The sequence below is a fragment of the Gilliamella sp. Imp1-1 genome (assembly GCF_001690415.1).
GTDB classification, from domain to species: Bacteria; Pseudomonadota; Gammaproteobacteria; order Enterobacterales; family Orbaceae; genus Gilliamella; species Gilliamella bombi.
Genome location: NZ_LZHK01000081.1, coordinates 1 through 13,006, shown reverse-complemented (window position 1 = coordinate 13,006; position 13,006 = coordinate 1). Strand labels below are relative to the sequence as shown.

General features: G+C 33.8%; 15 protein-coding genes. 8 read left to right on the top strand and 7 right to left on the bottom strand.

The window, feature by feature from the left end; translation table 11 throughout:
- Window positions 1–108: 108 nt before the first annotated feature.
- Window positions 109–816, bottom strand: coding sequence for a tRNA (5-methylaminomethyl-2-thiouridine)(34)-methyltransferase MnmD (gene mnmD, locus A9G38_RS07265; protein WP_034914879.1), 708 nt, complete (start codon window positions 814–816; stop codon window positions 109–111).
- A gap of 86 nt (window positions 817–902) precedes the next feature.
- Between mnmD and A9G38_RS07260 the strand changes: the two genes are divergently transcribed.
- The 6 genes from A9G38_RS07260 (at window position 903) to A9G38_RS07235 (ending at window position 5,695) form a co-directional block, all read left to right on the top strand.
- Window positions 903–1,634, top strand: a complete 732-nt coding sequence (locus tag A9G38_RS07260) for a 1-acylglycerol-3-phosphate O-acyltransferase (RefSeq protein ID WP_034914875.1) — start codon at window positions 903–905, stop codon at window positions 1,632–1,634.
- A 3-nt stretch (window positions 1,635–1,637) separates the two neighbouring features.
- Window positions 1,638–2,417, top strand: a complete 780-nt coding sequence (locus A9G38_RS07255; protein ID WP_034914873.1) for a methyltransferase domain-containing protein — start codon at window positions 1,638–1,640, stop codon at window positions 2,415–2,417.
- A gap of 100 nt (window positions 2,418–2,517) precedes the next feature.
- Window positions 2,518–3,444, top strand: coding sequence for an ADP-glyceromanno-heptose 6-epimerase (rfaD, locus tag A9G38_RS07250; RefSeq protein ID WP_034914870.1), 927 nt, complete (start codon window positions 2,518–2,520; stop codon window positions 3,442–3,444).
- 15 nt (window positions 3,445–3,459) lie between these two features.
- Complete coding sequence (rfaF, locus tag A9G38_RS07245) at window positions 3,460–4,509, top strand: ADP-heptose--LPS heptosyltransferase RfaF (RefSeq protein WP_034914867.1); 1,050 nt, start codon at window positions 3,460–3,462, stop codon at window positions 4,507–4,509.
- Window positions 4,509–5,471: a lipopolysaccharide heptosyltransferase RfaC gene (gene rfaC, locus A9G38_RS07240; RefSeq protein ID WP_034914864.1), complete on the top strand. Its 963-nt coding sequence runs from the start codon at window positions 4,509–4,511 to the stop codon at window positions 5,469–5,471. Before rfaF ends, rfaC begins: the two co-directional genes overlap by 1 nt.
- A gap of 23 nt (window positions 5,472–5,494) precedes the next feature.
- A complete protein-coding gene (locus tag A9G38_RS07235) occupies window positions 5,495–5,695 on the top strand; it encodes a YaeP family protein (RefSeq protein ID WP_034914884.1) in 201 nt (66 codons plus the stop codon).
- Here A9G38_RS07235 and A9G38_RS07230 read toward each other — a convergent pair.
- The 3 genes from A9G38_RS07230 to trmA form a co-directional block, all read right to left on the bottom strand.
- Window positions 5,688–7,085, bottom strand: a complete 1,398-nt coding sequence (locus tag A9G38_RS07230) for a heavy metal sensor histidine kinase (protein ID WP_051634330.1) — start codon at window positions 7,083–7,085, stop codon at window positions 5,688–5,690. The genes A9G38_RS07235 and A9G38_RS07230 overlap by 8 nt on opposite strands.
- Complete coding sequence (locus A9G38_RS07225; protein ID WP_034914857.1) at window positions 7,072–7,758, bottom strand: heavy metal response regulator transcription factor; 687 nt, start codon at window positions 7,756–7,758, stop codon at window positions 7,072–7,074. Before A9G38_RS07225 ends, A9G38_RS07230 begins: the two co-directional genes overlap by 14 nt.
- A gap of 360 nt (window positions 7,759–8,118) precedes the next feature.
- A complete protein-coding gene (trmA, locus tag A9G38_RS07220) occupies window positions 8,119–9,216 on the bottom strand; it encodes a tRNA (uridine(54)-C5)-methyltransferase TrmA (RefSeq protein ID WP_034914854.1) in 1,098 nt (365 codons plus the stop codon).
- Window positions 9,217–9,584: 368 nt separating this feature from the next.
- Between trmA and srmB the strand changes: the two genes are divergently transcribed.
- Window positions 9,585–10,883, top strand: a complete 1,299-nt coding sequence (srmB, locus tag A9G38_RS07215) for an ATP-dependent RNA helicase SrmB (RefSeq protein WP_034914852.1) — start codon at window positions 9,585–9,587, stop codon at window positions 10,881–10,883.
- A gap of 131 nt (window positions 10,884–11,014) precedes the next feature.
- Window positions 11,015–11,617 carry a peroxiredoxin C gene (locus tag A9G38_RS07210; RefSeq protein WP_034914850.1) on the top strand — a complete coding sequence of 201 codons (603 nt, stop codon included), beginning with the start codon at window positions 11,015–11,017 and terminating at the stop codon, window positions 11,615–11,617.
- A gap of 90 nt (window positions 11,618–11,707) precedes the next feature.
- On the opposite strand, the gene A9G38_RS07205 is transcribed toward A9G38_RS07210, so the two are convergent.
- From A9G38_RS07205 to A9G38_RS07195, 3 genes are all read right to left on the bottom strand, one after another.
- Window positions 11,708–12,022: a DMT family transporter gene (locus A9G38_RS07205; RefSeq protein WP_034914848.1), complete on the bottom strand. Its 315-nt coding sequence runs from the start codon at window positions 12,020–12,022 to the stop codon at window positions 11,708–11,710.
- Window positions 12,023–12,046: 24 nt separating this feature from the next.
- Window positions 12,047–12,361, bottom strand: a complete 315-nt coding sequence (locus A9G38_RS07200) for a DMT family transporter (RefSeq protein WP_034914881.1) — start codon at window positions 12,359–12,361, stop codon at window positions 12,047–12,049.
- Between the two features lie 420 nt (window positions 12,362–12,781).
- Window positions 12,782–13,006: transposase (locus tag A9G38_RS07195; protein ID WP_141671758.1), on the bottom strand; the 225-nt coding region annotated here is incomplete at its 5' end.

Sequence of the window (13,006 nt, the reverse complement as noted above, 5' to 3'; positions counted from 1 at the left end):
TTATATGAATTACCTTATCATTTCTAGAAAATTACTTAATAGTGGTAACTACTCATGTTGTTTATCTAATTTGCAAAAAAACTGTAACAAATATACATAAAAACATACTCACTTATAGCCAACTAACATTTCACGTTTTGAACCAAAGCCTTTTCGTTTTTGAACGATAAATCCTGCATTAATTAAATGACGACGAACAAATCCTGCTGCAGTAAAAGTAGCAAAACTACCACCAGATGCTGTCAGGCTAAAACAATTTTTAAATAAACGTTCTGACCACATATCTGGATTCTTAGCTGGTGAAAACCCATCAAAAAACCAAGCATCAATCAAAACATTCTGCTTTATTAAAAAATCTGAAAAATTGCTAATATCATCATTACATATCTTTAAACTAACATCGCCAAACTGGGAAGTAGAATCAATTAAAAAAGCCTGAAGTCGTTTTGATAATGAAAGTAATTTTTTATTTTTAAAAAGCACACTATTATGAATCTTTATTAATTCATTTAACGATAACGGGTACTTTTCAACACTAAAAAATGCAAGATGTTTAAGTCTATGATTCGGGTATTGACTTCTAAAATGTAAAAATGTTTCCCATAAAATCAAAAAATTTAGCCCTGAACCAAAGCCTGTTTCGCCAACTATAAATGTATCTTGCTTGTGATTCAAAAAACGCTGACGTAAATCATTACCTTCAACAAATACATATCTGGTTTCCTCAATTGCGCCTTCAGTATTAAAATAAACATCATCGAAATAGGTAGAGACAGGAGTTTGATTTTCGTCCCAAGTTATAGTTGGTTTATACATAATCATCCTTTAGAAGAAGCCGTTAACGAACTGTATATTAGCTTAGATTAAGTATATAATACGTAAATTAACTTATGAGGTAAATTATGCTATTTCTTTTTCGCTTAATTAGTGGTGTTATAATTGGTATTATCGTTTGTGTTTTAGGCGTCATTTTTTGCCTATTTAACCCAAGAAATCCCAAAAATGTAGCAAGATTTGCTCATTTATTTAGCTTTCTATTCAAACCTATATTGGGAGTAAAAGTTGATACTCGTACGCCTCCTAATATCAATATAATAGGTAGCTGTATCTATATTGCGAATCATCAAGATAACTATGATATAGTTGTAGCTGGTGATGTTGTGCAACCTAAAACGGTAACAGTAGGTAAAAAAAGTCTGGCTTGGATTCCTTTTTTTGGGCAACTTTATTATCTTACAGGTAACATTCTTATTGACCGTAATAATAAATCAAAAGCTCACGACACAATCGGACAAGTTGTTAATGAAATTAAAAAGCGTGGCATATCTATTTGGATGTTTCCTGAAGGTACTCGTAGCCGTGGACGGGGATTATTACCGTTTAAAACAGGTGCATTTAAAGCTGCCATTGCTGCTGGAGTACCAATTGTGCCAATCTGTGTATCGCAAACCAATAATATTAAATTAAACCGCCTAAATAATGGACATATCATTGTTGAAATGTTAGAACCTATCGAAACCAAAAATCTAGGCAAAGAGGATGCTAGAGCCTTAATGGAACAGTGCTATAGCCAAATGGCAACTAAAATAGAGCAAATAAATGCTGAAGCAGAACAACTAAACAATCAAAAATAAGTCATGAATAAACAAGATCGTAATTTTGATGATATCAGTAATAAATTTGCACAAAATATTTATGGCACAACCAAAGGTCAAATTCGCGAAGCAGTAGTATGGCAAGAACTAGAAAAAGTTTTAGCTACCTATCCACACAATAAATCATTAAATATTCTAGATGCAGGTGGAGGGCAAGGTCAGATCGCCTGTCGGCTGGCCAAACTTGGGCATCAAGTAACGCTTTGCGATATCTCTGAACAAATGCTAGAACAGGCAAAACAAAAAGCTCAATCCGAAAAGATAAATATAGATTGTCTTTGTTGCTCTATTCAGCAGCTTGATAACTTAATAAACAAACAGTTTGATTTAGTCATTTGTCATGCTGTATTAGAGTGGGTTGCTGAACCAATTGAATTAATAAAATCATTAAAACAACACCTTAAATTTGATGGTTTTTTATCGTTAATGTTTTATAACTATCATGCGCTTTTGTTTAAAACGGTCACATTAGGCAATTTTGGTTACACAAAATCAGGGTTAGCAAAGCGTAAGAAAAAAACTCTTTCGCCCGATTATCCAAGAGTTCCTTCTGACGTATATCTCTGGCTTACACAACTTGATTTTGATATTTTGCAAAAAACAGGGATTCGTATTTTTCATGACTATCTAATCAACAAATTCAAAGCAGAAACTCATTTTGAACAACTATTAGAACTTGAACAAAAATACTGCCAAACTGAACCATATCTTAATTTAGCAAGATATATTTTAGTTACTGCAAAAAACAAAATGAATTCATAAAAAACTCGTCTTACTCATGCTTTTTTAAATGAGCACTCGAAAAATTTATCATAAATCGCTATTATAAGCAGATTAGTTTTATTGATTAAGGAAAATGATCATGATTGTTGTAACAGGCGGCGCTGGGTTTATTGGTAGTAATATTGTTAAAGGTTTGAATGACCTGGGGCACAAAGATATTTTGGTGGTTGATGATCTAACTGACGGCACTAAATTTTCTAATCTGGCTGATCTAGATATTGCTGATTATATGGACAAAGATGAATTCATCGCAGCCATTATTAGCCATGAAGATCTTAATATTGATGTTGTTTTTCATCAAGGTGCTTGTTCGTCAACCACAGAATGGGATGGCAAGTTTATGATGGAAAATAACTATGACTTTTCTAAAGACTTGTTGCATTACTGTCTCGATTTCAATATTCCATTTTTATATGCTTCATCAGCCGCTACTTATGGTGGGCGCAGTGATAACTTTATTGAAGATCGCACTTACGAAAAACCATTAAACGTATATGGATATTCTAAATTCTTATTTGACCAATATGTGAGACAATTACTACCTCAAGCTAATTCGCCAATTTGTGGATTCCGTTATTTTAATGTATATGGACCACGTGAATCACATAAAGGTAGTATGGCAAGTGTCGCATTTCACTTAAATGAACAAATTAATAAAGGGGAAAAACCAAAACTCTTTGCAGGTAGTGAAAACTTTAAACGTGATTTTATTTATGTTGGTGATGTCGTTGAAGTCAATTTATGGTTCTGGAAAAATAAAATATCAGGAATTTATAACTGTGGAACAGGTCGAGCAGAGTCGTTCCAAGCTGTTGCTAATGCGGTTCTTACTTATCATAAAAAAGATGAAATTGATTATATTCCTTTCCCTGAACATCTAAAAGGACGCTATCAAAGCTATACCCAAGCTGATCTGACTAAATTTAAACAAACTAAATGCCCAATTGAATTTAAAAATGTTGCAGAAGGAACTGCTGAATATATGAAATGGCTTAATGAACAATAAGATGGAATTGATTAAATGAAAACACTCATTATTGGTCCTTCATGGGTTGGCGATATGATGATGTCGCAAAGCCTGTATCGTACATTAAAACAACTTGATTCTAATAACGAAATTGATGTTTTAGCACCGGCTTGGTGTCGAGCGCTATTAAATAAAATGCCAGAAGTGAATCAAGCAATTGCAATGCCATTAGACCATGGTGAGTTTGCGTTAAAAAAACGTCATAAAATAGGTCAATCACTGCGTGATAACCATTATGATCATGCTATTGTATTACCTAATTCATTCAAATCAGCATTGATTCCATTTTTTGCCAAAATTCCTAAACGTACAGGTTGGAAAGGCGAGATGCGTTATGGTTTATTAAACGATCTTCGTAAACTTGATAAGCAAGCATTTCCGTTGATGATTGAACGCTATATTGCTCTTGCTTATCCTAATAGACAGACTCATTCGGCTTCCGATTTACCACAACCACTACTATGGCCAAAACTCAATGTCGAACAAGATGAAATAACCCAAGCTCTTTCAACTTTTACTATAACACAAGATGAACCATTAATTGGCTTTTGTCCTGGTGCTGAATTTGGTCCTGCAAAACGTTGGCCCGATTATCATTACGCAGCACTTGCTGATATGCTAGTTAAACAGCACGCTAAAGTTATTATTTTTGGGTCCCAAAATGATCGCAAAGTAGGAGAACAAATTATTGCTAAAATGATACATCGTGATAAATGTATCAATTTAGCAGGTCAAACACAACTAGAACAAGCTGTTAGCCTAATTGCTGCTTGTAAAGCTATTGTGACTAATGACTCTGGACTAATGCATGTTGCAGCAGCTTTAGACCGACCACTGGTTGCTCTTTATGGGCCAAGTAGTCCAGATTTTACCCCTCCACTATCAGATAAAGCTGAAGTTATTCGTTTAATTACCGGATACCACCGTGTTCGTAAAGGCGATGCAGAACAAGGTTACCATCAAAGTCTGATCGATATTAAACCCGATATTGTTTTCGAAACCTTAATGAAACTCATCATGCGCTGTAAGAAGAGTAATGAATAATGAGAGTATTAGTGGTTAAAACATCATCCATGGGGGATGTACTTCATTCTTTACCAGCATTAACTGATGCTGCTAACAATTTACCAAATATATCCTTTGATTGGGTAGTAGAAGAAAATTTTGCCCAAATACCTAGTTGGCACTTTGCTGTAAACCAAGTGATACCGGTTGCAATAAGACGCTGGCGAAAAAATTGGTTCGCTAAAGCAATTCGTCAAGAGCGCCATGATTTTGTTGATACCTTAAGACGACAACATTATGATGTGATTATTGATGCACAAGGACTAATTAAAAGTGCGTTTCTTATTACTCGTAAAGCACGGGGTATTAAACACGGTTTGGATCGCAAAAGTATCAAAGAACCAATTGCTAGTTGGTTTTATGATGTAAAACACAATGTACCTAAACAAATGCATGCTATTGAGCGCATTAGATTGCTGTTTGCAAAAAGCCTACAATATACATTACCTGATTCAATGGGTGATTATGCTATTGCGCGTCACTTTTTATCTTCATTACCTAACGATAATCAGCAATATCTAATTTTTTTACACGCAACAACACGAGATGAAAAGCACTGGAGCGAAGATGCCTGGCGGAAATTAATTAAATTAGTTGAGCCTACTGGGTTAAAAATAAAATTACCTTGGGGAGCACCACATGAGCAAGCACGAGCAATTCGTCTAGCACAAGGATTCCAATACGTAGAGGTGCTTCCCAAACTTTCACTTTCAGATATAGCAACCATCATTGCGGGAGCAAAAGCCGTTGTTTCGGTTGATACAGGTTTAAGTCACCTAACTGCTGCATTGGATCGTCCAAATATTACTTTATTTGGCAAAACCGATCCTAATTTGATTGGCGGCTATGGAAAAAATCAATTTAGTATTATCTCAGATGAAAAATGCATGCAAACCATTCAAGCTGAACAAGTTTATAAACAATTAGTTAGCTTTTTATAAGTGGAATAAAAAAAATGAATTTAATGAATAAATATAGTACTCTTATTTATGAAAAATATGCGCAAATTGGCAGCAATGATCTTGGTTATATTGATGATGCCTTAGGTGCTGTTATGCAAGTATTAGACGAAGTTGTTCGTAACGAAAATGTCCCACAAGAACTAAAAGATAAAGCCGCTTATGCAGCGGCTAATTTACTGATCAGCGACTTTGATGTTAAATAGTGGTTGGTAAATTAATAATAAAACGGGTTGATTGCTCATCAGACTCAGCGTAAATTGAACCTTTATGTGTTTGAATAATGGATTTGACGATAGCAAGCCCTATTCCAGTGCCTGAATTATCATTACGATGACGTGATTCGTCAACTCGATAAAACCGATCAAAAAGGTGTGGCAAATGTTTACTATCAACTCTCTTGCCTGGGTTCGAAATGATGATTCGAATTCGCTTTTCACTTACTTGACTTAAAATTATAGTGATAGTCTGATTTTCAGGTGTATAACGAATTGCATTGGATAAAATATTACTGATTGCCCTACTTAACATCATCTTATCACCTTGAATATGGGAGCAATTTCCTTCAAGATTAAAGGCAATATTCTTCTCGTCGGTAAGTGGTTCAAAATATTCACACATCATTGTGATCAAGCTATGTAAATCAATATTGATTAAATTAGGCACCAATTGACGATTATCTGCTTGTGCTAAAAATAACATATCAGAAATCATCTGTGACATTTTTTCGTATTCTTCTAAATTTGAATATAAAATCTCGCGATATTCATTAGTTGTTCTAGCATTACTCAGTACTATTTGCGTTTGAGTTGTTAAATTGGTAATAGGCGTTCGCATCTCATGAGCGATATCTGCTGTAAAATTACGTTGCCGCTGAAACACATCCTCTATCCGATTAAGCATCTCATTGAATGCTTTCACTAAACTAACATATTTAATTGGTACTAAAGAAGCAGGAATACGATAATTTAAACTTTTAAAATTAACTTTTTCGATCTTTTTAATCAACCGATTAATTGGTTTTTGGGTAAAATAGACACTGATAAAAGAACCAATCAAGGCCAAAATACAAGCAATAGCAATAAGCAAGCCTAAACCATCGTGTAATCGCCGAATGAATTCGAGATGTAAATCACGACCAACAGCAACTATAGTGGTATATTGTCTACCATTTTCAATCGAAACTCGTGAAGCGGCAATTCGATATGATGCTTTATCTTGATTCCAAATAGCGGTAGTGTGATTTGCAATAATGGTATCAAAATCAATGTGATTTTTAGCAACAGTTAGATTAGGACCACGTGTTCGATAAACAATTTTACCTTTCTCATCAATAACATAAACAAATAGGCGATGATGTCCTGTCAAAATTAATAATAAATTTTGAATAAATTCGTCACGATTTTCATCTGGAGAATAATAAATAAGTTCACGTTCTATAGAATCAATAACCGAATTAAGTTCAGACACATTTTGTTGGATTGAAATTTTTTCAAAAGAACGTTCAATAAAAAAACTAAAACAATAAAGTAAACCGCAGGTTAATAAACAAACAATAAGAGGTAAGCGAAATGATATTAACTTATTCTGTTTCATCCAAGACATCTAACTTATACCCCATTCCACGGACTGTATGAATCAATTTTGGCTCGAAATCAGCATCAATTTTATTACGCAATCTCCGAATTGCAACATCAATCACATTAGTATCACTATCAAAATTCATATCCCAAACTTGAGATGCAATTAATGATCGTGGTAATACTTCCCCCGGATAACGTAAAAAATATTCTAATAACAAAAATTCTTTATTGGTTAAATCAATGCGTTTATCTCCACGTGTTACCATACGTTTAGGAAGATCCATGACCAGATCTGCAATACTCAATTGGGAATTATTGACTTGAGGGACATTACGTCGGAGCATAGATTTCACACGAGCTAATAACTCGGCAAACGAAAAAGGTTTTACTAGATAATCATCAGCACCTAAGTTTAGGCCTTTAACTTTATCATCCACACTTCCCATAGCGGTAAGTAACATGATAGGTGTCTCTTTGCCTGCTTCACGCAGTGACTGAACAATTTTCCAACCAACTATATCAGGCAACATCACATCTAAAATAATTAGATCATAATCTTCTGTCATGGCTCTATGATAACCATCAAGACCATTATTTGTTAAATCAACAACAAACCCAGATTCAACTAGACCTTGACGAAGATACTCACCTGTTTTTTGCTCATCTTCAACTACTAACAATTTCATACTTAAATATTTCCTTTGTTATTTGTCTGGTTGTCGTAATTGCATAACACAGCTATAGAATAAATGATAAACACCAAACCAATCATGATGGTTTAATGACTATTTTGTAATCCTAATGTCATTAATTAGTTGGTTTATCTTTGTTATAGTAGCTACACAATGATTCATGAGGCTAGACATTATTGTTTCATTGTTTTATTTCCTTTCATCCATTCCTTGCAATTTAATGCAGCCCTAGTTTATCTAGGGTTTTTTTTGTTATAGATCGATGCAAGTTTACATACACCCGAAACAACAATTAGTTAGGTATGAATTGAGTATATTTTAACAAAAATACTCTACATTGAATATTACTTCCTTTTACTTTTTATACAACACAATACCCGTCTCGACATGATCTGTATAAGGAAATTGATCAAACATAGCAAAATGTTGAATTGAATGTGTTTTAATCAATAACTGTAAATTGTCACGCAATGTATTAGGATTACACGAAATATAAATAATTTTTTTATAGGTTTTTAATATATTAATGGTATTTAAATCCACTCCCCCACGTGGTGGATCTACAAGTACCGTATCACACTGATATTCATCCAAATTGATTCCTTTTAAACGATTAAACTCTCGTTCTTTTTTAATTGCACTAGTAAATTCTTCGGCTGACAACCGTACAATATCAAGATTATCAATTTGATTAACTTCAATATTATGCTGAGCTGAATAAACAGATGCTTTAGCTATTTCAGTGGCCAATACTTTGCGAAAGTTTTGTGCTAGTGCAATTGAAAAGTTACCATTACCACAATAAAATTCGAGTAAATCACCAGTTGAATTTTTAGTAACCGATATGGCCCACTGTAGCATTTTAATATTTACGGCAGCATTTGGTTGAGTAAAACTATTTTCAATTTGCCGATAAATAAACGTTTTATCCATTACTGGCAACACTTCATCAACATAATCCACATCAATTGCTATTTTTTGATTACTCGCTCGCCCTACAATATTAGCAATTACTCCATGTTCAGCTAATTGAGCTTTTAATTTTTTTGCTTCGATGATCCATCCATCACTTAACTTTTTATGATATAAAAGCGTAATTAATAGCTGACCACTTAAAGTCGAAAAATAATCAATTTGAAACAGCATATGGCGAAGTAGCAAATTATGTTGTAACAAAGGTAAAATAGTTTGCATTGCTTGATTAATTAGTTTTGTTGCAATAGGAAATTCATCAACCCGTATTCGTTTTTTTGTTTTTTTATCATACATAATATGATAAAGATCTTCACCATCATGCCAGATCCTAAACTCGGCACGCATACGATAATGACTAAAAGGTGAACAATATACCGATAATTCGGGCAGTGAAAAATCCGATAATAACGCTTTTAAATTATCTACTTTTTTTTTCAACTGTTGATTATAATTATCATTCGAGAAACATTCGGTCATATTCATTATCTAATAGTTATTAAAGAAGTATTATTTAATATGGAAATTTGAGCCAATCTGCGTTAAACAACAAAATAATTAAACATTAATTATTTAAACCAATTTAACCTCAGTAGGGTAGTATAAATAATCATTATGCATGTTATCGCTTAACGGACGCATATCTTATCACAAGCAGCTAACAATGATAAGTTTTGCTTAAATAAAACATCTAGTTTTAGATATAAAACTATGTCTTACACTGTAATAACTACCTTACAATTAATCGCTCCATAAAAATAGAATAATATTCCATCACATTTTTATTGATTGTAGTTATAACGATTAACGTTATAATGTGCCTAATAATTTTAGATGAAAAGAACACTATGACTGCACACACTTTTTCTGGTTTAGAATTAGATAATATCTTAATTCACAATCTCCAAACACAAAATATAAATACTCCAACCGTAATCCAAGCACAAACAATCCCTGTTGCTTTAGATGGCAAAGATATTTTAGGTTCTGCACCAACAGGCACAGGTAAAACGCTAGCTTTTTTAATTCCGGCCGTACAACATCTACTCGATTTTCCACGCCGTAAACCAGGCCCACCACGAATTTTGATTTTAACACCAACGCGTGAACTAGCCATGCAAATTGCTGAACAAGCCAAATTATTAACCGGATCAACAAATTTAAGTATTGCAACTATAACTGGCGGTGTTGCTTATATAAATCACGCTGAAGTGTTTAGTAAAAACCAAGATATCGTTATTGCTACAACAGGCCGATTATTACAGTATATAAAAGAAGAGAATTTCGATTGCCGAGCAGTTGAAATGCTTATTTTAGACGAAGCTGATCGGATGTTAGACATGGGTTTTTCACAAGATGTCGAAATGATATCTGCCGAAACCCGTTGGCGTAAGCAAACCTTATTATTTTCTGCCACACTGGAAGGTGAAGGACTGCATAACTTTGCTACCCGTATTTTGAATGATCCAATCGAAATCAATGCCGAGCCTTCACGAAAAGAGCGTAAAAAAATCCTGCAATTTTATTATCGTGCCGATGATTTAACTCATAAAGTAGCACTTCTTATTCACTTATTAAAGCAAGAAGAATTAAAAAAAACAATTGTATTTGTTCGTAAACGTGAACGTGTGCATGAATTAGTTAGTTTACTGCACCAAGCTGGTATCCATAGCTGCTATTTAGAAGGTGAAATGGTACAAACAAAACGCAACGAAGCAATAAAAAGGATCAACAATAATATTGTCAGTGTACTTGTTGCAACCGATGTTGCTGCTCGAGGTATTGATATTGACAATATTACTCATGTTATTAATTTTGATGCACCAAAAACTGCCGATGTATATTTACACAGAATTGGACGCACCGCTCGAGCGGGGAAAAAAGGAACAGCTATTATGCTAGTCGAAGCGCATGATAACGAATTACTGCAAAAAATTGAGCGCTATATTAAAGAACCAATCAAATTAAGAACGATTGATGGATTACGCCCTAAAACTAAAGCACCAAAACCAGTAACTAAGAAAAAACCTTCACAAAAAGCAAAACAAAAAAGTGCGAACAAAAAGCAAGAACAAGTAAAAAAGAAAAAGATAAAACAACGCTATCGAGACACAAAAAATAAAGGCAAACCGAAAATCAATAACTAATACCGAATAATAATCATAACTTAATAGTTTAAACTTATGATACCAATCGTTTATAACAACTTTGACAATGGATTTTAATTGCTATAATGCTACGCTATATGAGTTGCAGTTAATTATAAAGGAGAAATACTATGACACTAGTCACTCGCAAAGCACCAGATTTTACATCAGCAGCAGTTTTAGGTACTGGTGAAATTGTCAATAATTTCAATTTATTACAACACATCAATGGTAAATATGCCGTTGTATTCTTTTGGCCAATGGACTTCACCTTTGTTTGCCCATCAGAAATCATTGCATTTGATCACCGTCTAGAAGAATTCAAAAAACGTGGTGTTGAAGTAATTGGTGTTTCGATGGACTCTGAATATGTACATAATGCATGGCGCAATACTCCACAAGATAAAGGTGGTATTGGTGCAGTTAAATTCCCAATTGTTGCAGATGTCAAACACTCAATTATGCAATCTTATGGTATTGAACATCCTGAAGCAGGAGTTGCACTGCGAGCTTCGTTCTTTATTGACAAATCAGGAATTGTACGCCATGAAACAATTAACGATTTACCAATTGGACGTAACATTGACGAAATGATTCGTATTGTTGATGCCTTCCAATTCCATGAAGAACATGGCGAAGTTTGCCCTGCTCAATGGACAAAAGGTAAAAAAGGCATGCAAGCAAATCCAAATGGCGTTGCTAGTTTCTTAAAACAGCATGCTGACGAGATTTAATTCAGTATAATTTTTATTCATCCATATCTTATTTTACGCTTTGCGTTACCGGAGTTAATCTCCGGTTTTTTTATATATAAACGCAATTAATTATAGAGTGGCATGTAATCCTACAACACCAACGATAATAATGGTGAGACCAAATATACGAGGAAAATTCTTAGGCTCATTAAATAACAGCATATTGGCTAACACGGCCCCCGAAGTCCCAAGACCAACCCAAACAGGATATACAATACTCAATTCAAGATAATAGAGCGAAAAATAGAAAAGCACAAAAGAGACAAAAAAACCTCCCCAATATAAAACCAATCTAAATAGACCTTTTTGCTCAGCATATAATTTAAGGCCTATAGCACCAATTACTTCAAAAACTGATGCAATTAATATTAACAGCCATCCCATGATTAAATTGTCCTTATTAAAATATTAACTGTCGGCACGTTTTAGTTGTACAACACCAATAATAATTATTGCCACAAAAAAAAGTTGAATTAGCTTAATCTCTTTATTAAAAAGTAAGATATCAATTAGCGTTGCACCAACAGCACCAACACCTGAAAATATGGCATAAACCGTGCCTGTAGGTATTGTCTTACAAGCATTGGTTAAAAACGTAAAATCAATAATAATGAGCGATACAATAATAATCCATTGCCAAAGCTCAGTTGCGATGCTAAATCCTAAAATCCAACATATTTCAAAAAAGCAGGTTAGCACCACAAATGCCCACTCTTTATTCATGCTAAACATATAGCTACCTCGTTTATGCTACTTTATTTTATGTCGTAATCAATTTTCTGCTCCAATGTGTTTAAGTATAATGCTTGATTATGCCCTATTGCCTAAAAGCAACGACAAAACAAAAGGTGGTTCGCAAATAGAATTTGCCGCCAAAAGATATCAATTGTTATATGGTCCTATCCATTAAACCAAAACGCCTAACGTTCACGAAACATCATCACAATTTTTATTATTATTTTTCAATAAGTAAGTAATTCTATAATGAAGATATATAAATGGCAAGGACAAAATTACACAATTCAAAGTTAGAGAGCTTATACAAACTAACCAATTCACCTCTATATAATACTTAAGCATGCAAGATATAATAAAGTTTTGTGATTTATTAGGGGCTGTTGATCTTTGCTGTACATAAATTACTCAACAATACATTGGCAGCCACATTAACATAAATGCCAGTGATACCATACTGGCATAATTCCTTTCTAACTTATCGTATCTAGTTGATATTGAACGATATTGCTTGATTCTAGCAAAGGCATTCTCGACTAAATGACGATAGCGATAAAGGCACCTATCCATACTGCTTTTATCTATATCCTTACCATAATTACGTTTAGCAATCACCGTTCGTCCGCCTTTTTG

What these genes read in the sequence shown, in the direction of transcription:
- mnmD (WP_034914879.1), bottom strand. Translation starts at nt 816, where the DNA reads ATGTATAAACCAACTATAACTTGGGACGAAAATCAAACTCCTGTCTCT.
- A9G38_RS07260 (WP_034914875.1), top strand. Translation starts at nt 903, where the DNA reads ATGCTATTTCTTTTTCGCTTAATTAGTGGTGTTATAATTGGTATTATC.
- A9G38_RS07255 (WP_034914873.1), top strand. Translation starts at nt 1,638, where the DNA reads ATGAATAAACAAGATCGTAATTTTGATGATATCAGTAATAAATTTGCA.
- rfaD (WP_034914870.1), top strand. Translation starts at nt 2,518, where the DNA reads ATGATTGTTGTAACAGGCGGCGCTGGGTTTATTGGTAGTAATATTGTT.
- rfaF (WP_034914867.1), top strand. Translation starts at nt 3,460, where the DNA reads ATGAAAACACTCATTATTGGTCCTTCATGGGTTGGCGATATGATGATG.
- rfaC (WP_034914864.1), top strand. Translation starts at nt 4,509, where the DNA reads ATGAGAGTATTAGTGGTTAAAACATCATCCATGGGGGATGTACTTCAT.
- A9G38_RS07235 (WP_034914884.1), top strand. Translation starts at nt 5,495, where the DNA reads ATGAATAAATATAGTACTCTTATTTATGAAAAATATGCGCAAATTGGC.
- A9G38_RS07230 (WP_051634330.1), bottom strand. Translation starts at nt 7,085, where the DNA reads ATGAAACAGAATAAGTTAATATCATTTCGCTTACCTCTTATTGTTTGT.
- A9G38_RS07225 (WP_034914857.1), bottom strand. Translation starts at nt 7,758, where the DNA reads ATGAAATTGTTAGTAGTTGAAGATGAGCAAAAAACAGGTGAGTATCTT.
- trmA (WP_034914854.1), bottom strand. Translation starts at nt 9,216, where the DNA reads ATGACCGAATGTTTCTCGAATGATAATTATAATCAACAGTTGAAAAAA.
- srmB (WP_034914852.1), top strand. Translation starts at nt 9,585, where the DNA reads ATGACTGCACACACTTTTTCTGGTTTAGAATTAGATAATATCTTAATT.
- A9G38_RS07210 (WP_034914850.1), top strand. Translation starts at nt 11,015, where the DNA reads ATGACACTAGTCACTCGCAAAGCACCAGATTTTACATCAGCAGCAGTT.
- A9G38_RS07205 (WP_034914848.1), bottom strand. Translation starts at nt 12,022, where the DNA reads ATGGGATGGCTGTTAATATTAATTGCATCAGTTTTTGAAGTAATTGGT.
- A9G38_RS07200 (WP_034914881.1), bottom strand. Translation starts at nt 12,361, where the DNA reads ATGAATAAAGAGTGGGCATTTGTGGTGCTAACCTGCTTTTTTGAAATA.